Below are 26921 nucleotides of genomic sequence, written 5' to 3'. Positions count from 1 at the left end.
ATCTAGGAGACTGAGGTAACAATATGCAATGTCCGCGTTGTCATCATAATTCATTAAAAGTTGTTGATAGTCGACCAGCTGATGAAGGGCGCGCAATTCGCCGTCGTCGTGAATGCGAGAATTGTGGTTATCGTTTTACCACCTTCGAACGGATTGAACAGACACCATTGTTAGTCATCAAAAAAAATGGTACTCGTGAAGAATTTAATCGTGAGAAAATTATGCGTGGTTTAGTTCGGGCCGCAGAAAAACGGCCAATCACGATGGATCAAATGACTGATGTTGTCGATAAAGTTGAACGGGATATTCGCCAAAGTGGTGAAAACGAAATTCAATCAAATGATATCGGTGAATTGGTCATGAAATATTTGGCTAAACTGGATGATGTGGCCTATATTCGGTTTGCCAGTGTTTATCGTCAATTTAAAGATATGAACGTGTTTATGCAAGAAGTGCAAGAGCTGATTGCCAAGGAGAAGAAATCTTATCAAGATGACAGCAAACGAGAACAAGATCACTAGTGCAAATTTAGACCCACAGTTAGGCTATTTTTTAGTGCGGGCTAGTTTGTGGGATGATCAGGACCAAGTTGTTTTGACTAAATTGTATCAGCCATTGTTAAGTACTGCTGCTTATACGATGTATCTAACCTTATGGAGTGAAGTTGATGATCGGCAGTTGATTTCGCAAAGGGCCCATCATTTTCAGTTGTTTGATTTGCTTGATTTAGATGCAAAAATGTTTTTGGCGGCCCGTCAGCAATTAGAGGCGCTTGGTTTATTGCGAACTTATCAGAAACATGACCAGTTAGGCACTTATTTAACTTATCAATTATTTGCACCATTAGCGCCAGATAAATTCTTCCAAGAAGAACTGCTGGCGACTTTTTTATTGGAACAAGTTTCACGGCCGCGCTTTATGGCCTTACAGAAATTTTTTGCGTTACCGCAAGTTGATCTCACTGAGTCGCAGGAGTTAACAGCGGGCTTTTTAGATGTTTTTCATGTGGCGAGCACAAGTTTGTTAGTGCCACCGACAGAAGTTAAGGCTAGTGCTAATTATTTTAAAAATGCGCAGCAACAGCGGGCACTTGGAGAAATTAGTCCAGCTGAGTTAGCCAGCTTTGATTGGGAAACGTTAATTGCACTAGTCGGCCGTCAACAAATTGAGTCGTCGGAAATCAATCAGCATCAAAGTGAGATTTATGGGCTGAAGGCTTTTTATGATTTTACGCTGACGGATATTGCGCGCTTGATTTCTAGAAGTATTGATCGACAAACGAATAAAATCAATTTTAATTTACTTGAGCAAAAGGCCTTAGCAGCGTACCAACAGCTACATCCTAATTCAAGTGAACAACAAGCTAAAACTGCCAGCGCGAACCCAACCACTACAGCGATAAATTCAAGTCGACTAACACCAGAACAACAGCAATTAGTTGACCAGGCACAAAAGCTGATGCCATTGGATTTCCTTCATTGGGAGAAAGAGCGCGTTCACTCTTATGTGGGCGAGCAGGAAATTCGTAATTTGAAGAAGTTGCAACAACGGGGTGTGTTTGATAATCCGACCTTGAACATTTTAATTCATACTATTTTGCAGGATAGCACCACTTTAACAGTAGCACTATTGGATAAAGTCGCTCAGGATTGGCTGAAGCACGGGGTTCATAGTCCGTCAGCAGCTTTGGCATACCTACAGCAGCAACAAGCCAAGCCACAACGCCAATATAATCGTCGCGGAAAAGCAACGACTAACCGGACTAAGGGGCCAGTCCCCAGTTGGCTTAATGATGCCGAAAGTAAAAAGTCTAGTCCGGCCAAGCCGTCAGCGGTTACTTCCAATGATATTCGTAAAAAATTAGCCAGATTAGAGAAAACACGTCAGGAAAGAGATGGTCGCAATGCATAGTATCAATGAATATTTAAAGAAGTATTTAGATAATCGTGGATTAAATGATAATTATCGTCAATTAATTTCGTCAGCTTTGCAGGACAGTGATGTGCGGTCTTTTCTATCGGCTAATCAAGATGAAATCGATAATACAAGTATTGAAAAATCGGCGGCAGCAATCTATGAGTTTTATCAGACTAAGCAAGGCTTGAATCCAAACCAGCCCTTACTGCAGGCGGGTTATGAACCTTATCTGCGGGTGGATAATGGTCTGATTGAGGTTGCTTATCGGTTGAGCCAACAGGGCGTTGCTCTGGCTAAGACGAAAAGTGAAAAAAATAAAATTACAGTTTTAAATCTACCTGATAATTTAAAGGACATCACTTTTGCTGATTATCGTGACATTGATGGTCGTAATGCTGCTTATGGCGCTACAATTGATTTACTGAATCAGTTTATTGCGAAATCCCCTAACCAATACATTCGGGGTTTATATTTAAGTGGGCCTTTTGGCATCGGCAAAACGTACTTGATGGGCGCACTAGCCAATGAGTTAGCACAAAATAATGTGGCTAGCACTTTGGTTCATTTCCCAACATTTGCCGTACAAATGAAACAGGCCATTAATGATCACAAAGTCTGGGACCGCCTGCAAAAAATTGAGAAGACACCGGTCTTGATTCTTGATGATATTGGTGCGGATGCGCTGAGCCCCTGGGTCCGTGATGAAGTGCTTGGGGTGATTTTACAATATCGAATGCAAGAACAGTTGACCACTTGTTTTACATCTAATTTCAATATGGCCGAGCTGGAGCAGTACTTAAGTGAGACCACGCAAGGAACAGAAGTTGTTAAAGCTCAACGAATTATGGAACGGGTTCGGTTCTTAGCCCAAGAATACGAAATGACTGGACCCAATATTCGCCAAGAAGCGTTTAAATAGCTGAATCAGAAAGTGTCTAAAAACATGTTTTGGACAGAATAGCGGACAACGCCGTTGCGGCCGGCCGCGTTTCACAACCAGCAAGCCGCAATGGCGTCAGCGTCATTCTGATTTAACATCTTGATCGAGTTAATGATTTGAAAGCTTGTTTTGTAATTTATCTATCATCACTAAGTTATTTTCATAAATTTTCTAACAATACTTGTATCTTTTTCATTTTTATGTTTTAATAACGCATGAAGATACCACAAATAATTAGTGAACCGTCAGAGAGAAAAAATCATTGTCTGTAAGTTTTTTCCGGTTTCAGTATTTGCGACCACTTCGAATGGACTTGGGTGATTCCAATAAAGATCATTTTGAGCGGAGATAAGTGCACTTATCTCAATTCGGGTGGAACCGCGTTAAATAACGTCCCCAATAATCTTAACGGATTATTGGGGATTTTTTTTGTGGCAGTTCAAGGAGGAAGAATTATGGCAAAAATTTCATTAACATTTCCAGATCAAAGTCAACACGAATTTGATGCTGGGGTAACCACTTTAGCTGTTGCGAAAAGTATTGCTAGTAGCTTAGCCAAAAAGGCAGTTGCCGGTAATTTAAATGGCACTTTAGTTGATTTGGACCAACCTTTAAACCAAGATGGCGATTTGCAAATTATCACTAACGCTGATCCTGAAGGTGTTTTGGTTTTACGTGATACGGCTGCATTTGTTCTCGGTGCTGCCTTAAAGCAATTGCATCCTGATTTACATTTCGGTGAACACAAGGCTGATGACGATGGTTTCTATTTAGATACTGATCGCGCTGATGGCCAAGTTGCTGTTAGCGAATTACCTGATATTAAAAAAGCAATGCAAAAAATCATTTCCGCTAACCAACCAGTTGAACGCAAAGTTGTTGATAAGACCGATTTGTTGAAAGAATTCGCTGACGATCCTTATCAAACTTTATTGTTGAATGCCATGGATGCTGTCCAAGTTCATGTTTATCAATTAGGTGACTACACGAGCTTTGGTAGTCGCGCTTTGTTAAAGAGTTTAGCACCATTAAAGCATCTTGAATTATTATCGGTTGCTGGTGCTTATTGGCAAGGCAAGTCAAGTAATCCAATGCTCCAACGGATTTACGGGACGGCTTTCTTCAAGGCTGATGAATTAGCTGCTGATTTGAAGCGTCGGGCTGAAATCAAAGAACGTGATCATCGGACAATTGGCCGTGACTTGGATATCTTCTTCGTTGATCCTGAAGTTGGTGCCGGCTTACCATACTGGATGCCAAATGGTGCCACGATTCGGCGCGTGATCGAACGTTATATCATTGACAAAGAAGTTGCCGATGGTTACGAACATGTTTACACACCGGTTTTGGCTAACTTGAATTTATACAAAACTTCTGGTCACTGGGCTCATTACCGTGAAGATATGTTCCCACCAATGGATATGGGCGATGGTGAGTTCTTGGAATTACGGCCAATGAACTGCCCATCACATATTCAAATTTATAACCATCACAACCGGTCATATCGTGAATTACCAGTGCGGATTGCCGAATTAGGGATGATGCATCGTTACGAAAAATCTGGTGCCTTGTCAGGTTTACAACGTGTTCGGGAAATGACTTTAAATGATGGTCATACTTTCTTAGCACCAGAACAAATCCAAAGCGAATTCAAACGGGTGTTACGCTTGATGATGGATGTTTATGATGACTTCAATATTACTGACTATACTTTCCGTTTAAGTTATCGTGATCCAGCTAATACTGAAAAGTACTTCGATGATGATGAGATGTGGAACAAGTCGCAAGCAATGTTAAAGGGTGCCATGGATGATCTTGGCCTTGACTACTATGAAGCTGAAGGCGAAGCTGCTTTCTATGGTCCTAAGTTGGATGTTCAGACGAAGACAGCCTTAGGCAATGATGAAACAATGTCAACGATTCAGTTAGATTTCATGATGCCAGAGAAATTCCAGTTAACTTATGTTGGTGCTGATGGTAAGGATCATCGTCCAGTCATGATGCATCGGGGAATTGTTGGTACGATGGAACGTTTCATTGCTTACTTAATGGAAATTTACAAGGGTGCATTCCCAACTTGGTTAGCACCTGTCCAAGTTGAAATCATCCCAGTTAACCTTGATTTGCATACCGAATATGCCCAACAATTGCAAAAGCAATTAGCTAGCCAAGGCATTCGAGTTAAGGTTGATTTACGTAATGAAAAGATGGGTTACAAGATCCGTGAAGCACAAACCCAAAAAGTACCTTATACGTTAGTTGTCGGTGATGAAGAATTACGTGATCAAACTGTTTCTGTTCGTCGTTATGGTGAAAAAGATGCCAATGATGAAGCTATCAAGCTGTTTACTGACATGATTTTGGATGATATCCATAACTACAGTCGGACAGGTTCTGAGAAAGTTAACAGTAACGTCGAAACAAAACTTGACAAGTAATCAGTCAGCCGGTATACTAGAAAAGTTGAATTAAGCAGAAGTTCCCGCTTCTCACCCATGTTTTCAGACCTCTGGGTATAAAACGTTTTGTTTGCCGAAAGAATTATTAATTTCGCTGCGGGTGCTTTTGCATCCCGCAGCTTTTTTGCGTGGGTCTGGCGAGAAGTACTCGTCGACAATTTATTTGGAGGTGACTTCCCATAGCAAAAGATTTATTTATCAATGAAAGTATTCGAGCCCGTGAAGTTCGTTTAATTGCTGGCGATGGTGAGCAGTTAGGTGTGAAATCAAGAATGGATGCCTTAAAGTTGGCCGAACAAGCTAACATGGATTTAGTTCTAGTTTCACCAAATGCAAAACCACCAGTTGCCAAAATTATGGACTACGGCAAGTATCGCTTCGAACTGCAGAAGAAAGATCGTGAAGCACGGAAGAAGCAAAAGATTGTTAATGTCAAGGAAGTACGCTTAAGCCCAGGTATTGGTGAGAACGACTTCAATACAAAGCTTAACAATGCTCGTAAGTTCCTAGGCAAAGGCGACAAAGTTAAAGTGTCAATTCGCTTTAAAGGTCGGGCAATCACTCATAAGGAAGTTGGACGTAAGGTTCTTGAGCAATTAGCTGAACAAGCTGGCGATATTGCGACAGTTGAATCACATCCACGGATGGATGGGCGAAGCATGTTTCTCATGCTAGCACCAAAAGCGGAAAAATAAGTCTTAATCGACATTTTTAAATTACTTTAGGAGGATATTATCATGCCAAAGCAAAAAACACATCGCGCTTCAGCAAAGCGTTTCAAAAAGACCGCTAGTGGTAAATTAAAGCGGGGTCATGCTTATACAAGTCACCGTTTCCACGGTAAGACTAAGAAACAACGCCGTCAATTAAGCAAGCCAGGTTTGGTTTCTAATAGTGATATGCGTCGAATCCGGCAAATGCTTTCTCAAGTTCGTTAATTCTTTAAGCAGAGCCCAGTTCCCAGAAATTTTTAAGTGAAAGTTATTTCTCAAGGAGGAAATTAATATGCCACGTGTAAAAGGCGGTACAGTTACGCGCAAACGTCGTAAGAAAGTTTTAAAATTAGCTAAAGGATATCGCGGTGCTAAGCATTTACTCTTCAAATCAGCAAATACTCAGGTCATGGTTTCTTATCGCTATGCTTTCCGCGATCGTCGTCAAGTTAAACGCGAATTCCGGAAGTTATGGATTGCCCGGATCAACGCAGCAGCTCGTATGAACGACATCAACTACAGTCAATTAATGCACGGTTTGAAGTTATCTAACGTTGACATCAACCGTAAAATGTTAGCTGATCTTGCATACAATGATGCTGATGCATTTAAAGCAATTGCTGACCAAGCAAAAGCTGCTTTGGCTAAGTAATTTTAAAAAAGTCAGATAGAACACAGTCATTTATGGCTGTGTTTTTTTGTTTCCGTTACTTCCTATTCTCGGAACGGCATGGCCCAGCGATTTGACGACCTGATACTAAAATTGTGCCAAGACTTCCCAAATAGGGTTTGGTGGCGGCTGGGCGATTAAGAGGGCGTGGAACGACGTGGCCGTCGATTTGAGCTTTTCTGCGAAAATCTTAAATTCGAGGCTTATTGTAAGTGCTAAAGCACCAACAATAATTTCACATCTGACGCCAATCGCCCAGCCACCACCAGGTGAAACTAACAGAATTGATTACCACTGTTTGGAAAAGCAGATTGAGATGAACTAATAGTCTGATTGACAAGTTTTCTGTAGCTGAAGAAATCAGCGTGCTGCAGAAGTTAAACATTATCAATCAAACTATTTTGGTTTAACTATTCAAAATTTAACTACTGTCTAACAGAGTTGAGTGACTCCGCAATGTTTGCCTTATCCACTAACAACAGTGAAGTGCTCCATCTCAACTCCAGACGCAATTCTGTTTCAAAACTTCACCATGGTTTTAGTGGCATTGATCCAAGAATTGTAAATCAGCGTTTCGTCAACAGAATTTGATAGGACAGTTTCTAAGTATTTAGATCAAAATTGCTGCTATCGCGCAGCTAAAAAATGATTTATGATTAACTAAAAGGAGTGCTGATTAATGGTCGTCTTTCAACTACGTGCTTACCAAAGTAGCGATTTATCAGAAATCGCCCAACTTTTTTATCAAACTGTCCATACGATTAATCGCCAAGATTATAGCCAAGCTGAAGTTGATGCGTGGGCTGATGGGCAACTTGACTTGGCTGCTTGGCAACAATCGCTTCAAGCTCATCAAACAATCATTGCTGTCTTAAACGGTGGGGGAATAGTTGGCTTTGGTGATTTGAGTAAGGCTGGCTATTTTGATCGTCTGTATGTGGCCGCAAATTATGAGCATCAAGGCATTGCGACTGCGATTTGTGATCAGATTGAAGGCCAGTTTGCGGGCCATCAGATCACAACTCAGGCATCAATTACTGCGCGGCCTTTTTTTACCCAACGCGGTTATCAAGTTCTTCAGGAACAGCAGGTGCAACGTCATGGTGTAAGTTTGACTAACTTTGTGATGAGCAAGAATTTATCTGGGAGGTTGACGAATGAAAGTAGTAGCAGCAATTGATTCCTTCAAAGGGAGCGCGACTTCAGCGCAAATGAATCAAGCTTTCTTTCAGAAAATAGCAGCGTCAGAGTTAACCACTGTTTCTGTACCAATTGCTGACGGTGGTGAAGGAACCATGGCGGCAATCCAAGCCGCTTGTGGTGGTTCTTATCAAAAGATTACTACAATTGATTTATTAGGCCGACCACTGACGACTGAATATTTATTAACTAAGATCAACGGCCAGCCGACGGCAATTATTGAGTCAGCTAAAGTCATTGGCTTAAATTTGATTACGCCGAGTAGCACGACAATTCAGCAAGCTTCCAGTTATGGCCTCGGCCTTGTTTTGCGTCAAGTGATTAAAACTGGCTGCCAGCGGATTTATTTGACTTTAGGTGGTAGTGGCACGTCTGACGGTGGTCTAGGTCTGCTGGCAGGGTTGGGCGCTAAACTAACCGGTCAGTCGCTAAATCAGCTCAATCCTTTGAATAATTTTCAGGGAATTGATTTAGCACCAATTAAGGCGCTGTTAGCAACAGTAGATTTAACGGCTTTAGTTGATGTCACGAATCCTTACGCCGGGCCGACTGGTTTTGCTCATGTTTTTGGTATTCAAAAAGGCGGTAATCTGCCAATTTTGAAGCAACAGGACCAGCAAGCTAAAAAAGTTGTGACCGTGGTAAAAAAGCAATATCAACTTGATTTAAATCAGTTAGCAGGTGCAGGTGCTGCCGGGGGATTAGGTGGTGCATTGGCCTTAATTGGGGCCAAGTTAGCACCTGGTTTTGCAACAATTAGTCAATTAGTTCAGTTACCGCGGGCTTGTCAGGATGCAGATCTGCTCATTACTGGTGAAGGTCAGATCGATGCTCAGACTGATGGTGGTAAAGTGCCACTAGGGGTTGCTGAATTGGGCCGAAAAATGAAAATTCCCGTTTTAGCGATTTGTGGCAAACGAAATGCGCAGGTTGGCTGTTTGTCAAAGTTAACGTTAGGCATTTATTGTATTCAGACCGGGCCAGTTAGTTTGTCAGTAGCGCTGGAGCATGAACGGACGCTAAGCAATGTCAGTGAACTAGGTCTAAATTTGCTCCAAACTTTTTTCCACCAGCATTTTTAGCATGTCCGCTAGTTGATAAGTAAATAGCTAAAACAATCATCCGGATGACAGGCGCTGATTTTTTCAGAGAACTTGTCATACGGATGATTAATTTACCGAGATTTTATTACCTAATCGTCTAGTGAATTGATTCTTAGCTCTGAAAATTGCTGAATTGCTCAGAATATGGCATAATAATTTGTAAGCGCTTTTAAATGTTTTTAATGTTTACGAGGAGATGGGCTTGTGCTTGAACTTTCTGTTTTGATCTCAGTTTATAATCGGAATAAGTTATTGGCGGAAACATTAACGTCATTAACACAGCAAACTTTGGCAGCTGATCAATTCGAAGTCGTCATTGGTGATGATGGTTCTAGTAGTGATACTTTAGCAGTTGTTCGGCAGTTTGAAAATCAGCTTAACTTGAAATATTTATATCAACCTGACGTCGGTTTTCGAGCGGGAACCATTCGTAATTTAAGTGCAAAAATTGCGCAGGGCAAGTTTTTAGTGATTTTGGATGCAGGAATTCTTTTAAGTGAAGATGCCTTACAACAACATCTGCACCGGCAAAAAGAAACGCTTCAGCCAACAGCCTTATTAGGCAATATTTATGGTTTTGATCGGCTTAATGAGAATCGACCAGTTTTGGACTCTTTAGAAATTCATGGGCAACACGTGAATCGGGAAATTGGTAAACTTCAAACCTTAGCCATTCATGATGCCCGGCAGCCAATTTTTGAACGATACGGTACTGACTTAACGACTTGGCAAGCGCCTTGGTTGATATTCTGGGTGGGACATTCCTCAATGCCGCGGACAGCGTTTCTTGAATTAGGTGGGTTTGATGAATCATTTAACGGCTGGGGTTATGAGGACATAGATCTAGGCATTCGCTGGTTTAAGGCGGGCTATCTCATTCAGTTTGCTGCAGAAATTGGCAGTATCCATTTACCACATGAAAAATTTAAAGAACAGTTAGCAGTCAACGAACGAATCCATTATAGTTGCCAGCGTAAACAAAAATTGTTGGACAAATATCAACTTGCGGAGATTAAGAACTGGCTGACCATGTCGACGATTGAAATTGATCAGCATCAAAAGAAAAAATAGTCGTAAAATATTTGCGGATAAGACCAAGAAATAACGTAGAAGATCAAAAATAGTTTAGGTGATCAAGCAATTAGTGAGCTGATTGTTTGATTCTTTTATCTAAAGTATCTTTACATTAACGTAATATGATAGAATATTATAAAATGTGAATTATAAATTAAAAATAAGCTCATAAATTAAGTCGGTGATGGTGTGTTACAAGTCAATCATTTAAAAAAGCAATATGGGGATTTTAAAGCCGTTAATGATATTTCGTTTACAATCAATCAGGGCGAAATACTAGCTTTTCTGGGACCAAATGGGGCTGGAACAACAACAACAATAAAAATGATTTTAAATTTGATTGTACCAACTGCAGGAAAAGTTGTTTGGGACAATCAAGTACTGAATAGTCAATATCAAAAGATATTAGCAAACATCGGGGCTGTTTTGGAGGGGAGTCGTAATTTATATTGGCGTTTATCACCGGTTGAAAATTTTGAATATTGGGGTGGCATTCGCGGGATTCGCCGGAAGGTTGCTATTAAACAAGGCCTTGAATATTTAGAAATGTTTGATTTACTGGCAAAAAAAGACACGCCGGTCCGTGAACTTAGTCGCGGGATGCAACAAATTGTCGCAATATGCACCTCATTGATCCACCAGCCTAAATTATTATTACTTGATGAGCCCACCTTAGGTTTGGATGTGGCGGCCAGTGAACGAATTCAAAAAATTGTCCGACAATTAGCGCAGCAGCAAAACATGGCTGTGCTGCTGACGACTCACGAGATGGCGGTGGCCCAAAATTTATCTGATCGGGTCGTGATGATTAATCACGGGAAAATTGTTTTTGAAGATCAAACTAAGATTGCCTTGCAGAGTTTTCAACGCGAAATCTATCAACTAACTTTCAGTCATTCGCTACCCACTGAGTCATTGCAACAATTAGCGCAGTATGGGCAACTTGATCAGCTCGGCGAATCTAGCTATCAACTTATTTTGGCTTCCCCAACCAACTTGCCGGCAATTTTGCGGGTACTGGCCGAGTTGCCATTATTGTCTTTAAAAAAGGTTGATTTGAATTTGGAGACTTTATTTAAATCCGTTATTAATGAATCGAGGGTGGGCCAATGAAATCTGTTTTTAGCGCTGAAATTCGCCGGATTCTGTTAACTTATCGCCGCTATCCAACGGAGACGATTGCTCAAATCTTGATTGCAGCTGGTAGCTTTTTTGCCCTTATATTTGGGAGTCAGTATATTGTCGGGATGCCAATTTTAGGTAATCATCTTAGCGATTTGGTGGTGAGCTATGTGCTGTGGATGCTCATTCTAAATACGGTTGGCGATAATGGTTTTGCGATTGCTGAAGAAGCTGAAAGTGGCACTCTGGAACAATTGTATTTATCACGATATTCACCGGTAAAAATCTTTCTGGTACGCAGTGCGGTCAACATTATTTTTTCCCTATTATTTGTGTTGGTGGTTTTGATTTTATTGTTGCTACTGATTGATTTTCAAATCAAATTAAGTCCGGCAATTATTTTGCGAGTTTTGCTAGCCTTACTTGTGGCCATGGGTGTTGGTTTATTAGTCGTTAGTTTGGCGATTGTCTTTAAACGGGTCAGTCAATTATTAACTATTATTCAATTCGGCTTTCTGTTCTTAATTGTTTATCCATTTGCCAAGCAAGGTATTTTCGGTAAGATTCTCGGCTCGGTTTTACCAATGACGCCGATTTACCATTGGCTGAGTTTGATTGTCCAGGGCCAAAGTTTTTGGATTCAAAATGGACAACTTTTTTTAATTAGCATGCTTAATGCTATTGGGTGGTTTGCAATAGGCATTTTAGTTTATCGGCGAGCGTCAAATCGTGCTCAGGAGCAAGGTACGTCGGGGCATTATTAGCGGTAATAAGATTTATCAAAATGTTAGTTTATTTTTTCCTAACTAAATGTGAGTTAGAACTCTTTTTCTAATTTTAGTTGCAAAAGTAATTTTTGTGTGGTAAATTTGTAAACGTTAACAATATGATTTTATGTGACTAGATAATACTAGGCATGGAAAGACTGCTAAAGTGATGAACTTTAGTAGACTTTTCCATGCCCTTTTTGGTATTATGTAGCAACGCAAATAACACATCTGCAGATGAGGGTTAATAGCATGAAAATCAAAAAAGTTTTAAATCAAAATGCCGTCCTAGTACTTGATGACGATCAGGAAAAGGTGGCAATTGGTAAGGGCATTGGTTTCAATAAAAAGAGAAATGATCGGATTTTTCGGCGTCAAATTGAACGGCTGTTTATTTTAGAGCCAGAAGGTCAGATCAAGTTGCAAGACTTACTGAATCAAATTGATGAAAAGTATCTTTTTGCAGCTGAACATATTATTGATCACGCCGAAACAGTTTTAATGGAACACTTGAATGAACATCTGTTAATTGCTTTAACAGATCACTTGGCTTTCTCAGCAAGCAACATTCAGAACGGGATTTTTATTCGGAATAAGCTTTTACGTGAAATTGAAGTTCTTTATGATGAAGAATTTGCAATTGCACAATGGGCGGTGGATTATTTAAACAAGTCACTGGGTATTCCCTATAGTTATGACGAGGCCGGCTACATTGCTATTCACTTACATAGTGGGCGCAATAATCAGTCAACTCGCAGTCGGAGTATCCGCGAGGTCACGATTGTTTCTGATGTGATTCATTTGATTGAGCAAGAACTGGATATTGATATTCATTCTGACGCGATGGCGTTGAACTATTCACGCTTAGCTAATCATTTACGACAGCTGTTACAGCGCTATCATAATCAGCAATATGCTGTGTTAGATAGCGAAATAGTTGATTTGGTGAAACAGAAGTATCCAGAAAGTTATTTAATCGCGAAGAAAATTCGAGTGCTTTTAACGAAAAGTTATCAAATGTCGACCACCACAGAAGAGTTAGGCTATATTGCGATTCATATTGAACGCTTGCGTATGGCCAAAGAAAGTATGAAAGCGGAGGAAAAGAAATGAAAGCATATATGCAACGAATGGGACGGTCTTTAATGTTACCAGTGGCCGTATTACCCGCTGCATCATTACTAGTTGGGATTGCTAACTGGATTGTCGGGACAGCAGGAGCCAACTCACTGACGACCTTCTTAATGAATGCTGGTTTAGCAATTCTAAATCATTTGGCATTATTATTTGCCGTTGGTTTGGCTTTAGGAATGTCGAAAGATAAAGATGGCGCGGCTGCGTTATCTGGGTTAGTGGCTTATTTAGTGCCAATGACAGTTTTAGCACCGAAATCAGTTCAAGGTTTATTAGGTTTAAAGAAATTAACTGATGTTAACCCAGCTTTTAGTACCATGGGTAATAACGTCTTTGTCGGGATTGTTGCTGGTTTAATTGCCGCAGCAATGTATAATCGTTTCAGCCATGTGCAATTACCAATGGCGTTGTCCTTCTTTAGTGGGAAACGTTTAGTACCAATCATGTCGGCGATTGCCATGTTAGTTGTTTCTGGGGCTTTGCTCTTTATCTGGCCTGGCGTATACTCTGTTTTAGTTGGCTTTGGTAAGATGATTTCTAATTTAGGCTTCATCGGTGCTGGCCTTTACGGGTTCTTTAACCGATTATTGATTCCAACTGGCTTACATCACGCCTTGAACTCAGTATTCTGGTTTGATGTTGCTGGCATTAACGATATTGGTAACTTCTTAGCTGGTCAGAGTGCCATTGACAAGGGCTTAGCAATTGTTGGTAAAACAGGTATGTATCAAGCTGGGTTCTTCCCAATTATGATGTTTGGTTTGCCAGCCGGCGCTTTAGCAATTTATCAAGCAGCCCGGCCTGAAAAACGTAAGGTGACTGCATCCTTGATGCTAGCTGGTGCGTTTGCTTCATTCTTTACCGGTGTTTCAGAACCACTTGAATTCTCCTTCATGTTTGTTGCTTGGCCACTTTATGTTTTACATGCAATCTTCACTGGTTTATCCTTAGCCGTTAGTGCATTCTTCCATTGGACCTCTGGCTTTGCGTTTAGTGCTGGGTTTGTTGATTACATTCTCTCACTTAAGAATCCAGTTGCACATCAGCCATTGATGTTGTTAGTGCAAGGCTTGGCTTTTGCCGCAATTTACTACTTCGGGTTCCGCTTTGCCATTAAGAAGTTCAATTTAATGACACCAGGTCGTGAAAAAGGTGAAGATGAAGCTTCTGAAAGTATCGATCCATTCACCAAGGGTAGTGACAAATATGCTGTTTTAGCAGACGAAATCTACAACGCTTTAGGTGGCGCTGCTAACGTCACTTCAATTGATAACTGTACCACTCGTTTACGTTTACAAGTTGCTGATACTGGTACAGTTGATCAAGCCAAAATCAAGGCGACCGGTGTTCCCGGGGTTAAAGTCATTGATGGTAAAAATATTCAAGTTATCGTTGGGACTGACGTTCAGTTTGTTGCTGATGAAATGACTAAACTGCATCAAGGTGGTCCACGGCCAACCGCGGCTGCAAAAGAAACTGCTGCAACACCAGCAACCGAGACGACGACACCAGTGTCTGAAGAAGCAACCGCTGAAGAACCAGTTGCTAAAACGTCAGAACTTTACGCAGTTGCAACTGGTAAGTTAATTCCAATTACTGAAGTTTCTGATGATGTCTTCTCAACCAAAATGATGGGTGATGGCTTCGCTGTAATTCCAGAAAATGGTGAAATCTTTGCACCAATTGCTGGGACGATCAGCAGTATTTTCCCAACCAAACACGCTTTAGGAATTAAAACTGCTTCTGGCTTGGAAGTTTTGCTGCACATGGGCTTAGATACAGTTAGCCTTAAGGGTGAACCATTTACGATTATGGTGACTGAAGGGCAACAAATTAATCGCGGTCAATTGATTGCTAATGTTGACTTAGCAGCTATTAAAACTGCTGGTTTGAAAACTGATATGATCGTTGCTGTCACAAATGGTGATCACATGTCGTCAATCACAGTTGAACCTAGTCAGGCAGTTAACGTCAATGACGAAATTGGATCAGTTGAAAGTAAATAACTAAATTCCCCCAAATTTAGTGCTGATCAATGAATCGGCTGAACAATTTGTGTTGACTATGCAACAAAATATATCACTGAGTGTTGTCGTTAAAAAGACGAATACTCAGCCACGATGAATATCACATTGACAATTTTTAAAGTCAATGTGATATTTTTTGTTTTTCTAGCAATGGCGCTGATGAAGTGATTAGATATTTTCTGACTGGTACTGGTAACCTTGTGTATTAACGAGTAAGATGATGTTAAAACTGTATAAGGAGCTAGTAACTATGAAACAGGCCGTGATTGTATTTAACAGTGAACCCATCTTAGGAAATTTAATGCCTTCTCAGTTTAGACTTGATGGCAATATTAAACATTATCGTCGAACTCTCCTTCAGGAAATTGGTCGACTAGATTTACCTTGGCAAGTTTCTTTAGACCAAACATTTGGCGATATTGCCTCTTTGATTGCAGCTCATAATCAATTATTAATTTGTGCGCCGGGATTAGAACATCAGCTTTTCTTTGATAAAGCCGACCAGAATAAGTTAATCTTCTTGACGAGTTTGGAATTTCGAGTAAATGATGTTCAACGTGTGATTAAGCAGATGCAGCTTATTTCCGGGAAAAACCTTTAATTTTGATAACAAAACTTTTAAAATAAAATTAACTGGGCTGTGGCATAAGTGATTTTAGGCGTCTTGTTTGAAAGCTAGTCTGACCGCAGTCATTGGTTGTTCTGAACATGTTATTTTAGGAGGTTATTTTGATGACACCAATTTTAAAACAAGTTGTACTAAGCGATCTAACGACCCTTCAACAAATTAGCCGAGAAACTTTCGCGGATACTTTTGCAAATGAGAATTCGGCTGCTGATTTAGCTGAGTATCTTGATCAGGCTTACAGTACTCAGCAATTAACCAGTGAATTAACTAATCAAGAGTCGGCCTTTTATTTTGTTTTATTGGCTGATCAAGTGGCTGGCTATTTGAAAGTTAATTGGGGGCAAGCTCAGTCAGAGGCGTTAGGGGCAACTGGCTTTGAAATCGAACGGATATATATTCGCCCACAATATAAGCGTCAAGGCCTAGGTCGTTTTCTTTATCAGAGCGCTGTTCAACAAGCTGAACAATCAGGTAAGGCATTTATTTGGTTAGGAGTTTGGGAGCGGAATTATCCTGCTCAGGCTTTTTATAAAAAGTTAGGCTTCTATCAAGTAGGTCAACATACTTTCCAGCTAGGAGCGGACCCACAGACGGATCTATTAATGCGGCGTGATTTAACAGCTAAATAACCAGCAAAAAAAGGTTTCCAAGTCAGCAAAATGCCGTGACGTGGAAACCTTTTTTGATGATGGTAGCAATGAAATTTTTATTTCTTTTTAGGGGGAACGGTATTCTTTAGGGTAATTGCCACAATGAACCCAATAACTGCGACGATTAAGAAAGTTACAAAGACAGCATGGTAGCCTGCTAAGTCGGCAGCCGCTCGGCCGAGGGATTGATGCCGTTTGGTGCTCAACGCCAAGACTAAGGTAGCAATGGCCACGCCAGCAGAACCTAAAATCTGCCGCACTGTAGTAATAACTGCAGTACCATGAGCAATTAATTGATCAGGCAATGAATTAGCCCCTAATGTAACTGCCGGCATCATCACAAAGGCATTGCCACCTTCAATTAGCGCCGCAATGATGATCATGGCAGTGAGCGTTTGTTGGCCGGGAATAAAGGCTAATAAAGACCAGCCTGTAACGATCATGGCCATCCCAGTTAGCATCGTTGCCTTAAAACCGATTTTATCGGCTAGCCGACCGGTTACTGGGTTCAAGATGCTTAACACCACTGCCCCAGGAACTAAAGCCATGCCAGAAATAAAGGGAGATAAGCCTAAAATGTTTTGATAATAGAGGGGAAAAATAATCGTGACAACGATTAAGGCAATATATGACACGCCGGTTAATAAAACTGCCAAGTCAAAATTGAAGTTTTGTAAGACGTGCAGGTCTAATAAAGGTTGCGTCAAATGGAATTGGCGCCAGACAAAGTAGCCAATCGCTAAAAGACTAATGATTAGGAGCAATGTCAGAAGTCCCCAGTTGGCCGTTGGCTGACCAATTTGATTCACAACGTATAAAATACCAATAAAGCCTAAACTGCCAAAAACAGATTGATAATCCAGCGGTGATTTCTTTTGAGGCATCACATCTTTGATAGTTTTAAATGATAATAATAGCACCAAAGTGATAATAATCATAAAGACAACAAAGAGTCCTTGCCAAGTTGTGTATTTTAAAACAATGCCAGAAATAATTGGGCCGATTGCCAAAGCTGAACCCATGACTAGCCCTGCAAATCCCATGATGGATCCACGCTTAGCCTCTGGCGTGATGCGCAACATAACTGTTTGATATGACGGGAACATAATACCAACAGCCATCGCTTCAAGTACTCGACCCAACATCATCAACGGAAAGGTCGGCGCAAAAAAGATGATTAAAGTGCCAATATCAAATAAGGCTAACATACTAATGAATAAGGCTGGAAATCGTAAATTATTTAGTAGCCAGGGACTTACTGGCATCATGACCACCATCACCAACATAAAACCAGTGGTTAACCATTGAATGGTTGAAGCGGGAACATGAAAGTAGGCCATCAAAGTGGGGTAGGCGGTTGATAGTGATGACTGACTAATTGACATGGTAAAAGTGCCAGCTACTAGTGTCCAAATAAATGCCATGCGATAATAAGTATTTCCTTGTCGATCTTTTGCTTGACTTGCCATAATCCTTCGACTCCTAGTTAATATTTACTCTAATTATAAAGTGGCTCATTAAAACGCAGAAAATCACGTCTGTTAAAAGTATAGTTCTTAGGAACTCCTAATTCAAATTTTAGCTTTCAAAAATGATGAACCGATTTAGGTGTATTCGCCCGTTCTTTTGGTGAACTAAGACTAGATACTAGCTAATTTGGCCGAGTTTTATACAGGGATCAGGGCAGTTATGCTATACTTATTTTGGATTGGAGTGAGATGAATGACAATCGCTACATTTACAATACGTTCAACAAGTTTAAATAAACAAACGCAGGTCCAGCTACTTTTACCCGCTAAACGAATTGAAAATCAGCCAGTGCTGTTTTTATTGCATGGCTTATCCGATGATGCCTCGGCCTGGTTAACCATGAGTTCCTTAGCACGCTATGCAGAAGAATTACCTTTTGCCATTGTGATGCCTGATGGTGGTCGGAGTTTCTATCATGATTTACCATCTGGGGAACGTTACTGGCAATATTTAACCACAGAATTACCACAATTTTTGCGAACCTGGTTTAATTGGCCCTTGACCCGCAACACGACATTTGCGTCCGGCTTATCAATGGGTGGTTATGGTGCCTTTAAGTTGGCGCTAACTTATCCAGAGCGTTATGGTGCTGCTGTTAGTCTGTCTGGTTGCTTGGATTTAAATCAGTCTTGGCAAGAAGAGGGCCCTTTATTGAATCAAATTTTTGGTAGTCAAACTAAGTTCCAAAATAGCTCGGCTAACTTATTAAATTTATTAGCTAATCAGAAAGTGGCCCATTTGCCGTTGTTACAATTCATTGGCACCAATGATAGTTTATTGACGGATAATCGCACTTTCCATACTTTTGGCCGGCAATATTTAAACAAACTTGATTATCGTGAACAAACAGGTACCCACAATTGGGAATTTTGGGATACTTATTTGCCGGTTAGTCTACAATGGTTAAATGAACGCTATCAGCAATTAAATCAGACTAAATAGGGAAATAAAATTTAGACGAAAATAAAAAGTCTTGAGGCAGCTCTTGTGAGTGTCCAAGACTTTTTATTCAAATCTGTGCAATTACCAAGTGAGGACTTGCTTACCAAAATGATGCTGGGCCAGTGTTGCTTGAGCATCACGAAGATTGGTCAGTGTGGCTGGTCGAACTTGGTCAATAATTATTTGTAGACTTCGTTCAGTTAAATAATTTGTCCAAAATTCAAATGCTGCTTGATCAGTTAAGTCGCGTCGATAAGCAACAGTAATCTTTTCAACGTCAGGTGTTGTTAGCTGAACTGCAGTGTCATTGAGACTGATCAATTGGCTATGTGGTGCTAGTAATTTGTCGGCTAAACCGTGATCGTTGCCACCAAGTAGCGTATTAAAAACAATCGTTTGCTGATGTTGCCATTGAGAAGTTGGCGGTAATTGATCATAAGCTAGGAAATTCTGAATGCCAAACTCACGAGCCACTTTTTCGTGGCGATGGTTGGCAATCCCGGTAATAGGCTGATGAGCAGCAAGGGCAATTTGCGCTAACAATGAACCCACGGCGCCCGTCACGCCTAAAATCGCGACTTGGTCACTAGGTTTAACACTGTCAAAGTGATACCAAGCATTATAGGCAGCAATCCCGGGGGAAGGCAAACTGGCCGCAATCGGCACCGGTAAGGTCAAAGGTCGCAACATAATTTTGTTTGTGCTCGCCGTGACGTATTGACTGTAACCACTTTTGGCGCGACGGTTAATAACCCAATCGCCAACTTGATAGTCGGTGACATTGGCGTCCCGGGCCACAATTTGGCCAACTAAATCAGTTCCTTGATAATAAGGTGTAGTTAGCGGTTGCCCCTGACTGAATTTTCCTTGGCGTAGCGAAATATCATAGGGATTGATTGCAAAAGCGGCCACTTTAATTAAAACTTGATTGGCTTTGGGGGTGGGAATCTCGCGCTCGAATTCTTGGAGTACTTCGGGACCACCATAATTAGTAAAACCAAAACTTTTCACGATAACAACAATCCTTTCTTTGTTTGATCACGATTTATTAACGACGATGTCTTAGCTGTATTATAAGCGACCGGCGCTTAAAAAGCTGATTTGAATACTTCTCGCAGGTTGGCACTAGTTTTGAATTGTGTTCGGGGCAGTAACTTACTAGGCCTCACTTGAATAATGCTTTGATTTGGTTAGTAGCGGCTCAAATCATTTACGCTACGCGAGTTACCCATTGCCCCTCACACTTTGATTGAAACGTGTTCGGGGTGGTAAATGGCTATGCCTAACTTAAATAATGCTTCGATCTGGTTTGTACCAGCTCAAATCATTATTTGAAGTTACGCTACGCCAAAAGACCACCAGCCCTCACACTTTGATTGAAACGTGTTCGGAGCGACAAATGGCTATGCCTAATTTGATAATTTGCTCGGTCACTTGCAGTGCCCAATCAAATTATCGAAATTAGGCTACGCCAAAAGTGCGTCGCTCCTCACACTCTGCTTGTGGTTTGTGGCACTGGGCTTTATAATAAGAAGAGATAAAAATGAGGTGAAATATGGCTTTCTTTAAACCAGATTGGTTGTTGACGAGTATTTATGCGTTACAGCCAATTGACTTAAAACGTCATCAGATTAATACAATTTTAACAGATTTAGATAATACCTTGATTGCTTGGCATGAGCCGCAGTCGTCACAACAGTTGCGACAGTGGCTAGACTTAATGGCGCAAAGTCAAATTCAAGTCATTGTGGTTTCCAATAATAATCAACGTCGCGTTGCTAGAGCAGTTGCGGATTTACAGATTCCTTTTATCCACGGTGCTAAAAAACCTTTGCCGTTTGGGATCAAACAGGCATTGAAGAAATTTCATTTGAATCCTGATCAAACGATTATGGTCGGTGACCAATTATTAACAGACATTCAGGCTGGACATTTAGCTGGAGTGCGGACGGTCATGGTTAAGCCTTTGGTGGAAACTGATAGTCGCATTACTCACTTCAGTCGCTTTATGGAAGGCATTATTATGAAACAATATTATCGTAAAAACCCAAATTTGCAGTGGCAGGAGAAAATGAACTAAATGACGAACACAAATAACGAAGCGCTTTATTGTATTGGCTGTGGGGCTAGGCTACAAAGCGAAGACCCACAGCAAGCTGGTTACATCCCCGCAGCATCATTGAAGAAACAATTGGCTGATGATCAAGCTGCGTTCTACTGTCAACGTTGTTTCCGTTTACGACATTATAATGAAATCGCGGATATTGCGATTGACGATGATGAATTTACGCGTCTGCTTAATGGTTTAGACCATAAGAAGGCCTTGATCGTTAATGTGGTGGATTTATTTGACTTTGACGGTAGTGTGATTCCCGGGCTACATCGTTATGTTGGTGATAACCCAATTCTTTTAGTGGGCAATAAAGCCGATTTATTACCAAAAAGTGTTCATCGCTCAAGAGTTCGTAATTGGCTCGAACAACAAGCAAATCAACAAGGCTTGCATCCAGTGGCAACGATTTTAACGAGTGCCAAGAAAAACTTCCAACTTGATGAGTTGTTAGCCGCGATTGATAAATATCGTCAACATCGCGATGTTTATGTGGTGGGGACGACCAATGTTGGCAAGTCAACGCTGATTAATGCGATTATAAAAAGTACCGTTGGTGCTAGTGATTTAATTACAACGTCACAGTTTCCGGGAACAACTTTAGATCAAATCCAGATTCCCTTGGCTGATGGTCAAAGCATTATTGATACGCCAGGCATTATTAACGGTACTCAAATGGCTCACTTCCTTGGAAAGAACGAGTTACGTTACATTAGTCCGCAAACCGAAATTCGACCTAAGGTTTTTCAGTTGACGCCGCCACAAACACTATTTTTGGGTGCGTTGGCCCGCTTAGATTATCTTTCTGGCAAGCGTAGTAGCTTGGTTGTTTACGTGGAAAATCAGCTATTGGTTCATCGTACTAAGACAGCAACTGCTGATGATTTTTATCAACGGCATGCTGGTGAGTTATTAACACCACCGGCAGATCCGAAAAAATTACCAGAATTTCGACGGCATGAATTCCAAACTCATCAACCACAGGATTTAGTCATATCAGGGTTAGGTTGGATTCGAATTCCGGCGAATAGTCACTATGCCCTTTATTTACCGGCTGGTGTTGGTTATAGTTTACGGGCGCCAATTGTTTAAGGGAGTGGTTAAATGTTATCAAGTAAGCAGAAAAAATATTTAAAGAGTCAAGCCAATCATTTACGACCAATGGCACAAGTAGGCAAAAACGGCGTTAATGACGCTTTTACAGATGATTTAAAGCAAGCATTAGCAACGCGCGAACTAATTAAAGTGGCTTTATTAAAAAACGCTGAGGTCACAGTTTCCGAAGTAGTAACGGCGTTAGCTGCTTTACCTAAAATTGAAGTCATTCAACATCTTGGCCGGGTGATTACAATCTATCGTCCTAATAATAAGGAGAAGTATCAGCGTTTATCAACCGAAGTGAACAAAATCCGATGAAACAGCAGAAGATTTTGACGCCGGAGCCCAAGGTGAAACTTGCGACACAAACGATTAGACGACATGCGGTAGGTATTGTTGGTGGTACCTTTAATCCCATTCATTTGGGACATCTGGTCATGGCCGATCAGGTTATGTGTCAATTGAAATTGGAGCGGGTATTATTTATTCCCGATGCCCAACCACCTCATGTCGATCATAAAGAAACTTTGGCTGCCAAAGATCGGGTGGCGATGTTGGAACTAGCAATTGCCGATCATCCTGGTTTTGAATTGGACTTGTTGGAAATTGTTCGTGGTGGTAAAAGTTATACTTATGACACGATTGTTGAGTTGAAAAAACGTCATCCGCTCAATGATTATTACTTAATTCTTGGCGCCGATATGATTGATTATTTGAAAAAGTGGTATCGGATTGACGAACTAGCTAAATTGGTGACTTTTGTCGGTGTTAAGCGACCTGGTTATCCGACGCACTCGGCTTATCCAGTGATTTGGGTCGATGCGCCAGAATTGGCCATTAGTTCAACCAAGATTCGTCATTTAGTCAAAAATCACTGTTCCATTAAATATTTGGTACCAGATGCGGTCGCCCGGTATATTGATGAGAAGGGACTTTATCATGATTGAATATGCTGAATCAAAAGAATTTCACCAATTAGTGCCAATGTCTCATCAGGAATTAGTTGCAAAATTGCGGGCTCAATTAGGCGATTATCGCTTTAATCATTGTTTACGAGTCGAGCAAACTGCACTAACAATTGCTGCAGATAATCACGCCGATATTGTTCGTGCTGGGATTGCGGGGCTATTACACGATTACGCGAAGGAAAAGTCAGCGCAAGATTTTAAGGAAATGATTGCCCAGCAGCACCTGCCTGCTGAATTATTAGATTATGGTAATGGTATTTGGCATGGCTTAGTGGGACAATATTTTATTAAAGCAGAGTTAGGAATTACCGATCCCGCCATTTTAACGGCAGTAGCTCATCATACGGCTGGAAGTGCCGCCATGTCGACTTTGGATAAAATTATCTTTGTGGCTGATTATGTTGAACCAGGCCGTGATTTTCCTAAGGTCGATCTTGCTCGGCAAGCGTTGGCTACAAGTTTGAATGCGGCAGTTTCAGTTGAGTTACGGCAAGTCATCGATCATCTCATCAGTCAGCAACAGAAGATTTATCCAGTGATGATCGATGCTTATAATGTTTATGGAATTAAACAGGAGGAACGACATTAGTGATCAATAGTGAAGAAATTTTAAAGGCAGTCGTGAAGACTGCTGATGATAAACGAGCAGAAGAAATTGTGGCGCTGGATATGCGTCAAGTAAGTTTATTAGCAGATTATTTTGTAATTATGCACGCTAACTCAGAGCGGCAGGTTGAAGCCATTAAAGAAGCCATCGTTGATCGCGTTAATCAATTAGGTAATATTGAAAATCGTGTTGAGGGTGGCAAGGATTCCCAATGGGTCCTAATTGATTTTAAGGATGTTGTGGTTCATATCTTTGTTCAAGAAACGCGCCACTTCTATAATTTGGAAAAACTGTGGGCTGATGCGCCTGAAGTCAATTTAAGTGAGTGGGTCACTGAAGAAGATTAAACTTAGCTAGTGAGCATTAACGAAAAATGCCGAACAATTCGTTAGAATTGCTTGGCATTTTTGCGTTAAGTGGAATCGGTTGCCCTTTGAGAACGCGTTTCAGCAATGAAAGTTCGTATTGTTTTTTGGAGAATAGGCTGATGTCCCAGACGCTATTTTTGCGTTAAGCGGCACTGATTGTCTTTGGCGAACAGATTTCAGTCAGTGTTTTCTTATTCGCCAGGATTATTGACGACGGCTTGAACAATTAGACTAACTCCATTAAAATAAAAGCACAATAGTAAATCCAACGGCCGGCAAAAGTCTAATCAAGACCGGGTTGTTGGTCGAACGAGGAGATTAAATGTATCAAACATTTGCGTATTATTATGATCAATTAATGGACAAAGACCTTTATCAACAATGGCTTGATTTTACCAAACAAAAATTTGGTTCCTTGAAGCAGCAACGAGTCTTAGATTTGGCCTGTGGTACTGGCGACTTGGCTCTTTTGTATGCGCAACAAGGGGCTGACGTCTACGGTGTAGATTTATCTTTGGAAATGTTAACACTGGCGGCGGATCGTTTGAATAAAGCTGAAACTGATGCCACCTTAATGCAGGGAGATTTTCGACAATTAACAGATTTGGCGTTACCACAATTGGATTTGGTCACTTGTTACGATGACTCGCTCTGCTATTTGACTAATCTTAACGATTTGCAGACGACCTTTAGTCAAGTTCGTCAAGCACTGAAGCCTGGTGGCACATTCTTATTTGATATGCACTCACTTTACCAAGTTAATGAAGTTTTCCCTGGTTATATGTATAATTATCACGAAGAGGATTGGGCATTTATGTGGTCGAGCTTTGCCGACGATCCTAGTAACAGCGTGCTACATGATCTCACTTTCTTTGTTTGGCGGGATGATTTAGGTGGCTACGATGCCTTGAACGAGATCCACCATGAACGAACATATCCAATCATTAAAATTAAACAAGCATTAGCTGCCAGTGGATTTACAGAAGTTGAAACTTTTGGTGGTTTTGCTGGTGAAACAATTACCCCAACAACTGAACGCTGGTTTTTCAAGGCTAAGGTATCGCAAGCATGATGCAAGCTTGTGGCATTGTGGCAGAGTATAATCCTTTCCACCGTGGTCATCAGTATCAACTTAAGCAAGCACGCCAGCAATCCGCGGCTGATTGCTTGATTGTGGTCATGTCTGGTAATTTTGTTCAGCGGGGTGAGCCAGCAATAGTTGATAAATGGCAACGCGCTCAATTGGCATTACAATTTGGTGCCGATTTAGTGATTGAATTGCCTTTTGCTAGTGCTTGTCAGCCAGCTGATTTGTTCGCGCAGGGTGCGTTACAAATTCTATCAATGTTGCAATGTACTACTTTGGCTTTTGGAACTGAAGACGTCACTTTTGACTATCAGAAATTTGGTCAGCAAATGTTGGGCCAAGTTCAACACCAACAATTTACAATTGACTATCAGAAAACTTATGCGACGCAATGGAATGACTTTTTGACTGCGGTGATTGGTCGGCGGGTGACCGCCCCCAATCAACTATTGGGATTAAGTTATGCGCTAGCAAACGCACAATTAACCCAGCCACTTAAACTAATTCCCATTCAACGTCAAGGTGCAGCTCATGATCAAACTGAAGTAGCAACAGCTGCCACTTTTGCCAGTGCTTCAGCCATTCGCCAGTTGTTGCTGGACCAGCAGCCAGCAGGTGCTGTCCAACCGTTGCTTCCTTATCCTCAGGCCAGGTTACAGCCACCATATATTAATGTTGAACAGCTTTGGCCTTTTTTACATTTCCGGTTGAATACAACTTGGCCATCAGAATTAGCCGATATTTATCAAATGTCGGAGGGGTTGGAATATCGGTTTAATGAGCAAAATCGTGAGAGTACAAGTTGGTCCGACTTTTTACAGCGCGTTAAATCCAAACGTTATACTTATGCCCGCTTGCGACGTTTAGCGCTGTACACGACTTTAAATATAACGAATCAAGACTTGAAGCAGGCGCAGTCATGGGGACCACAATTAAGGGTATTGGGTTTTAACCAAATTGGGCAGGCGTATCTTCATCAACAGCGGCCACAATTGCCAACACCATTAATCACTAAAGTTGACGCTAAGACCGGCGCTACTAATGGCCCTTTGGGGTTACAAGTGCGGGTTGATCGCTTTTATCAACAGTTATCTGGACGCGAGCAAAACTTTAAACGGCGCGTTATTATCACAAATAAGGAGTTTAATTAAATGAAATTAGTTTTTCCAGTTGAACAATTGCAGAAATCAAATCGACAAGCAATTAAAATTAATACCACGTTGAATTTGTTAACGGCATTGCAACAACGTGCTAGCGGCATTCTAGATGCTAGCGAGTTTACGATTACGGGAACATTAGGTAGTGGCGATTTAGGTTGGCGCAGTCGCTTGCACGTTGTTGGGACATTAGTTGTTCCTTCAACGCGGAGCTTGTTGCCAGTTGAGTTACCCCTTGATCTAGCAATTGACGAACAGTATGTATTGACCGATCCTGAGCCACGAGACGATGAAGATGACGAAGTGGGTGGCGATGACCTCTTGATTGTAATCGAAAATAACCAAGTCGACTTATTAGATGCAGTTGAGGATCATATTTTGTTAGCAATTCCTACGCAAATCTTTACACCAGAAGAGCTGGCTCAAGATGAGATGCCAGCTGGTCAAGGTTGGGAAGTCATCAGTGAGCAAACATATGCGGCCAACGCGGCTGAACAAGAAGAACAACCAAATCCCGAGTTTGCTAAATTAAAGGCGTTATTACCTGATGATAGTGCCCATTCGGAATCAAAGGAGTAATATTAGGGCTTTAAAAATAACTTTACTTTAAAAAAGTGCTTTTTTTTGCTAGGATAAAGGTATTAATAAAT

The 26921-nt window shown here is 41.1% G+C and carries 28 protein-coding genes; 26 read left to right on the top strand and 2 right to left on the bottom strand.

Features of this window, described 5'->3' with window-relative positions; genetic code table 11:
• The first annotated feature begins 23 nt into the window (after positions 1–23).
• From nrdR to EKM81_RS02475, 16 genes are all read left to right on the top strand, one after another.
• Entirely contained in the window at positions 24–521 is a 498-nt protein-coding gene (gene nrdR, locus EKM81_RS02550) for a transcriptional regulator NrdR (protein ID WP_125647961.1), read from the top strand.
• The gene (locus tag EKM81_RS02545) at positions 493–1911 is read left to right on the top strand and encodes a DnaD domain protein (protein WP_125647958.1); all 1419 of its coding nucleotides are present in this window, start codon (positions 493–495) and stop codon (positions 1909–1911) included. Before nrdR ends, EKM81_RS02545 begins: the two co-directional genes overlap by 29 nt.
• Positions 1904–2836 (top strand): primosomal protein DnaI, encoded by a 933-nt coding sequence (gene dnaI / locus EKM81_RS02540; protein WP_164509181.1) that lies wholly within the window; start codon positions 1904–1906, stop codon positions 2834–2836. The genes EKM81_RS02545 and dnaI overlap by 8 nt, the downstream gene beginning before the upstream one ends.
• Positions 2837–3312: 476 nt before the next feature.
• Complete coding sequence (gene thrS / locus EKM81_RS02535) at positions 3313–5295, top strand: threonine--tRNA ligase (RefSeq protein ID WP_125647951.1); 1983 nt, start codon at positions 3313–3315, stop codon at positions 5293–5295.
• Positions 5296–5495: 200 nt separating this feature from the next.
• Positions 5496–6011, top strand: coding sequence for a translation initiation factor IF-3 (infC, locus tag EKM81_RS02530; RefSeq protein ID WP_125647948.1), 516 nt, complete (start codon positions 5496–5498; stop codon positions 6009–6011).
• Positions 6012–6053: 42 nt separating this feature from the next.
• Positions 6054–6254 carry a 50S ribosomal protein L35 gene (rpmI, locus tag EKM81_RS02525; RefSeq protein WP_125647945.1) on the top strand — a complete coding sequence of 67 codons (201 nt, stop codon included), beginning with the start codon at positions 6054–6056 and terminating at the stop codon, positions 6252–6254.
• A gap of 67 nt (positions 6255–6321) precedes the next feature.
• Positions 6322–6681: a 50S ribosomal protein L20 gene (rplT, locus tag EKM81_RS02520; RefSeq protein WP_125647943.1), complete on the top strand. Its 360-nt coding sequence runs from the start codon at positions 6322–6324 to the stop codon at positions 6679–6681.
• A 697-nt stretch (positions 6682–7378) separates the two neighbouring features.
• Positions 7379–7879 (top strand): GNAT family N-acetyltransferase, encoded by a 501-nt coding sequence (locus EKM81_RS02515; RefSeq protein ID WP_125647940.1) that lies wholly within the window; start codon positions 7379–7381, stop codon positions 7877–7879.
• Positions 7857–8981, top strand: coding sequence for a glycerate kinase (locus EKM81_RS02510; RefSeq protein ID WP_125647937.1), 1125 nt, complete (start codon positions 7857–7859; stop codon positions 8979–8981). Before EKM81_RS02515 ends, EKM81_RS02510 begins: the two co-directional genes overlap by 23 nt.
• A gap of 225 nt (positions 8982–9206) precedes the next feature.
• A complete protein-coding gene (locus EKM81_RS02505; protein ID WP_125647934.1) occupies positions 9207–10073 on the top strand; it encodes a glycosyltransferase in 867 nt (288 codons plus the stop codon).
• A 192-nt stretch (positions 10074–10265) separates the two neighbouring features.
• Positions 10266–11189 (top strand): ABC transporter ATP-binding protein, encoded by a 924-nt coding sequence (locus EKM81_RS02500; protein ID WP_125647931.1) that lies wholly within the window; start codon positions 10266–10268, stop codon positions 11187–11189.
• Positions 11186–11962 (top strand): ABC transporter permease, encoded by a 777-nt coding sequence (locus EKM81_RS02495; protein ID WP_125647928.1) that lies wholly within the window; start codon positions 11186–11188, stop codon positions 11960–11962. The genes EKM81_RS02500 and EKM81_RS02495 overlap by 4 nt, the downstream gene beginning before the upstream one ends.
• A 255-nt stretch (positions 11963–12217) precedes the next feature.
• Positions 12218–13078: a PRD domain-containing protein gene (locus tag EKM81_RS02490; RefSeq protein ID WP_125647925.1), complete on the top strand. Its 861-nt coding sequence runs from the start codon at positions 12218–12220 to the stop codon at positions 13076–13078.
• Positions 13075–15105, top strand: coding sequence for an N-acetylglucosamine-specific PTS transporter subunit IIBC (gene nagE, locus EKM81_RS02485; protein WP_125647922.1), 2031 nt, complete (start codon positions 13075–13077; stop codon positions 15103–15105). The genes EKM81_RS02490 and nagE overlap by 4 nt, the downstream gene beginning before the upstream one ends.
• 271 nt (positions 15106–15376) lie before the next feature.
• On the top strand, positions 15377–15727 hold the full coding sequence (locus EKM81_RS02480) for a hypothetical protein (RefSeq protein WP_125647919.1): 351 nt from the start codon (positions 15377–15379) through the stop codon (positions 15725–15727).
• Between the two features lie 131 nt (positions 15728–15858).
• Complete coding sequence (locus EKM81_RS02475) at positions 15859–16383, top strand: GNAT family N-acetyltransferase (protein WP_125647916.1); 525 nt, start codon at positions 15859–15861, stop codon at positions 16381–16383.
• A gap of 77 nt (positions 16384–16460) precedes the next feature.
• On the opposite strand, the gene EKM81_RS02470 is transcribed toward EKM81_RS02475, so the two are convergent.
• Positions 16461–17873 carry an MFS transporter gene (locus EKM81_RS02470; RefSeq protein WP_125647913.1) on the bottom strand — a complete coding sequence of 471 codons (1413 nt, stop codon included), beginning with the start codon at positions 17871–17873 and terminating at the stop codon, positions 16461–16463.
• 253 nt (positions 17874–18126) lie between these two features.
• Between EKM81_RS02470 and EKM81_RS02465 the strand changes: the two genes are divergently transcribed.
• Positions 18127–18876 (top strand): alpha/beta hydrolase, encoded by a 750-nt coding sequence (locus EKM81_RS02465; RefSeq protein WP_125647910.1) that lies wholly within the window; start codon positions 18127–18129, stop codon positions 18874–18876.
• An 81-nt stretch (positions 18877–18957) separates the two neighbouring features.
• On the opposite strand, the gene EKM81_RS02460 is transcribed toward EKM81_RS02465, so the two are convergent.
• On the bottom strand, positions 18958–19887 hold the full coding sequence (locus EKM81_RS02460; RefSeq protein ID WP_164509180.1) for an NADP-dependent oxidoreductase: 930 nt from the start codon (positions 19885–19887) through the stop codon (positions 18958–18960).
• 544 nt (positions 19888–20431) lie between these two features.
• On the opposite strand from EKM81_RS02460, the gene EKM81_RS02455 reads away from it, so the two are divergent.
• From EKM81_RS02455 to EKM81_RS02415, 9 genes are all read left to right on the top strand, one after another.
• Positions 20432–20956 (top strand): YqeG family HAD IIIA-type phosphatase, encoded by a 525-nt coding sequence (locus EKM81_RS02455; protein ID WP_125647904.1) that lies wholly within the window; start codon positions 20432–20434, stop codon positions 20954–20956.
• On the top strand, positions 20957–22078 hold the full coding sequence (gene yqeH / locus EKM81_RS02450) for a ribosome biogenesis GTPase YqeH (protein WP_125647901.1): 1122 nt from the start codon (positions 20957–20959) through the stop codon (positions 22076–22078).
• Positions 22079–22090: 12 nt separating this feature from the next.
• Positions 22091–22402: a ribosome assembly RNA-binding protein YhbY gene (yhbY, locus tag EKM81_RS02445; protein ID WP_125647898.1), complete on the top strand. Its 312-nt coding sequence runs from the start codon at positions 22091–22093 to the stop codon at positions 22400–22402.
• Positions 22399–23031, top strand: a complete 633-nt coding sequence (locus EKM81_RS02440; RefSeq protein WP_125647895.1) for a nicotinate-nucleotide adenylyltransferase — start codon at positions 22399–22401, stop codon at positions 23029–23031. The genes yhbY and EKM81_RS02440 overlap by 4 nt, the downstream gene beginning before the upstream one ends.
• Positions 23024–23641, top strand: a complete 618-nt coding sequence (yqeK, locus tag EKM81_RS02435) for a bis(5'-nucleosyl)-tetraphosphatase (symmetrical) YqeK (protein ID WP_125647893.1) — start codon at positions 23024–23026, stop codon at positions 23639–23641. Before EKM81_RS02440 ends, yqeK begins: the two co-directional genes overlap by 8 nt.
• 2 nt (positions 23642–23643) lie before the next feature.
• Positions 23644–24006, top strand: a complete 363-nt coding sequence (gene rsfS / locus EKM81_RS02430) for a ribosome silencing factor (RefSeq protein ID WP_125648091.1) — start codon at positions 23644–23646, stop codon at positions 24004–24006.
• Positions 24007–24349: 343 nt separating this feature from the next.
• The gene (locus EKM81_RS02425) at positions 24350–25099 is read left to right on the top strand and encodes a class I SAM-dependent DNA methyltransferase (RefSeq protein ID WP_125647890.1); all 750 of its coding nucleotides are present in this window, start codon (positions 24350–24352) and stop codon (positions 25097–25099) included.
• Positions 25096–26265: a nucleotidyltransferase gene (locus tag EKM81_RS02420; protein ID WP_225420153.1), complete on the top strand. Its 1170-nt coding sequence runs from the start codon at positions 25096–25098 to the stop codon at positions 26263–26265. Before EKM81_RS02425 ends, EKM81_RS02420 begins: the two co-directional genes overlap by 4 nt.
• A complete protein-coding gene (locus EKM81_RS02415; protein WP_125647887.1) occupies positions 26266–26850 on the top strand; it encodes a DUF177 domain-containing protein in 585 nt (194 codons plus the stop codon).
• The last annotated feature ends 71 nt before the right edge of the window (positions 26851–26921 follow it).

This window comes from Lapidilactobacillus gannanensis, from assembly GCF_003946675.1.
In the GTDB taxonomy this organism is placed as follows: Bacteria; Bacillota; Bacilli; order Lactobacillales; family Lactobacillaceae; genus Lapidilactobacillus; species Lapidilactobacillus gannanensis.
The sequence above is the reverse complement of the archived record's forward strand: the minus strand, read 5'-3'. Positions and strand labels throughout refer to the sequence as shown.

Bases quoted from the DNA above. Each gene is read 5' to 3' on its own strand.
- nrdR (WP_125647961.1), top strand. From the start codon at position 24: ATGCAATGTCCGCGTTGTCATCATAATTCATTAAAAGTTGTTGATAGT.
- EKM81_RS02545 (WP_125647958.1), top strand. From the start codon at position 493: ATGACAGCAAACGAGAACAAGATCACTAGTGCAAATTTAGACCCACAG.
- dnaI (WP_164509181.1), top strand. From the start codon at position 1,904: ATGCATAGTATCAATGAATATTTAAAGAAGTATTTAGATAATCGTGGA.
- thrS (WP_125647951.1), top strand. From the start codon at position 3,313: ATGGCAAAAATTTCATTAACATTTCCAGATCAAAGTCAACACGAATTT.
- rpmI (WP_125647945.1), top strand. From the start codon at position 6,054: ATGCCAAAGCAAAAAACACATCGCGCTTCAGCAAAGCGTTTCAAAAAG.
- rplT (WP_125647943.1), top strand. From the start codon at position 6,322: ATGCCACGTGTAAAAGGCGGTACAGTTACGCGCAAACGTCGTAAGAAA.
- EKM81_RS02515 (WP_125647940.1), top strand. From the start codon at position 7,379: ATGGTCGTCTTTCAACTACGTGCTTACCAAAGTAGCGATTTATCAGAA.
- EKM81_RS02510 (WP_125647937.1), top strand. From the start codon at position 7,857: ATGAAAGTAGTAGCAGCAATTGATTCCTTCAAAGGGAGCGCGACTTCA.
- EKM81_RS02495 (WP_125647928.1), top strand. From the start codon at position 11,186: ATGAAATCTGTTTTTAGCGCTGAAATTCGCCGGATTCTGTTAACTTAT.
- EKM81_RS02490 (WP_125647925.1), top strand. From the start codon at position 12,218: ATGAAAATCAAAAAAGTTTTAAATCAAAATGCCGTCCTAGTACTTGAT.
- nagE (WP_125647922.1), top strand. From the start codon at position 13,075: ATGAAAGCATATATGCAACGAATGGGACGGTCTTTAATGTTACCAGTG.
- EKM81_RS02480 (WP_125647919.1), top strand. From the start codon at position 15,377: ATGAAACAGGCCGTGATTGTATTTAACAGTGAACCCATCTTAGGAAAT.
- EKM81_RS02475 (WP_125647916.1), top strand. From the start codon at position 15,859: ATGACACCAATTTTAAAACAAGTTGTACTAAGCGATCTAACGACCCTT.
- EKM81_RS02470 (WP_125647913.1), bottom strand. From the start codon at position 17,873: ATGGCAAGTCAAGCAAAAGATCGACAAGGAAATACTTATTATCGCATG.
- EKM81_RS02465 (WP_125647910.1), top strand. From the start codon at position 18,127: ATGACAATCGCTACATTTACAATACGTTCAACAAGTTTAAATAAACAA.
- EKM81_RS02455 (WP_125647904.1), top strand. From the start codon at position 20,432: ATGGCTTTCTTTAAACCAGATTGGTTGTTGACGAGTATTTATGCGTTA.
- yqeH (WP_125647901.1), top strand. From the start codon at position 20,957: ATGACGAACACAAATAACGAAGCGCTTTATTGTATTGGCTGTGGGGCT.
- yhbY (WP_125647898.1), top strand. From the start codon at position 22,091: ATGTTATCAAGTAAGCAGAAAAAATATTTAAAGAGTCAAGCCAATCAT.
- EKM81_RS02440 (WP_125647895.1), top strand. From the start codon at position 22,399: ATGAAACAGCAGAAGATTTTGACGCCGGAGCCCAAGGTGAAACTTGCG.
- yqeK (WP_125647893.1), top strand. From the start codon at position 23,024: ATGATTGAATATGCTGAATCAAAAGAATTTCACCAATTAGTGCCAATG.
- EKM81_RS02425 (WP_125647890.1), top strand. From the start codon at position 24,350: ATGTATCAAACATTTGCGTATTATTATGATCAATTAATGGACAAAGAC.
- EKM81_RS02420 (WP_225420153.1), top strand. From the start codon at position 25,096: ATGATGCAAGCTTGTGGCATTGTGGCAGAGTATAATCCTTTCCACCGT.
- EKM81_RS02415 (WP_125647887.1), top strand. From the start codon at position 26,266: ATGAAATTAGTTTTTCCAGTTGAACAATTGCAGAAATCAAATCGACAA.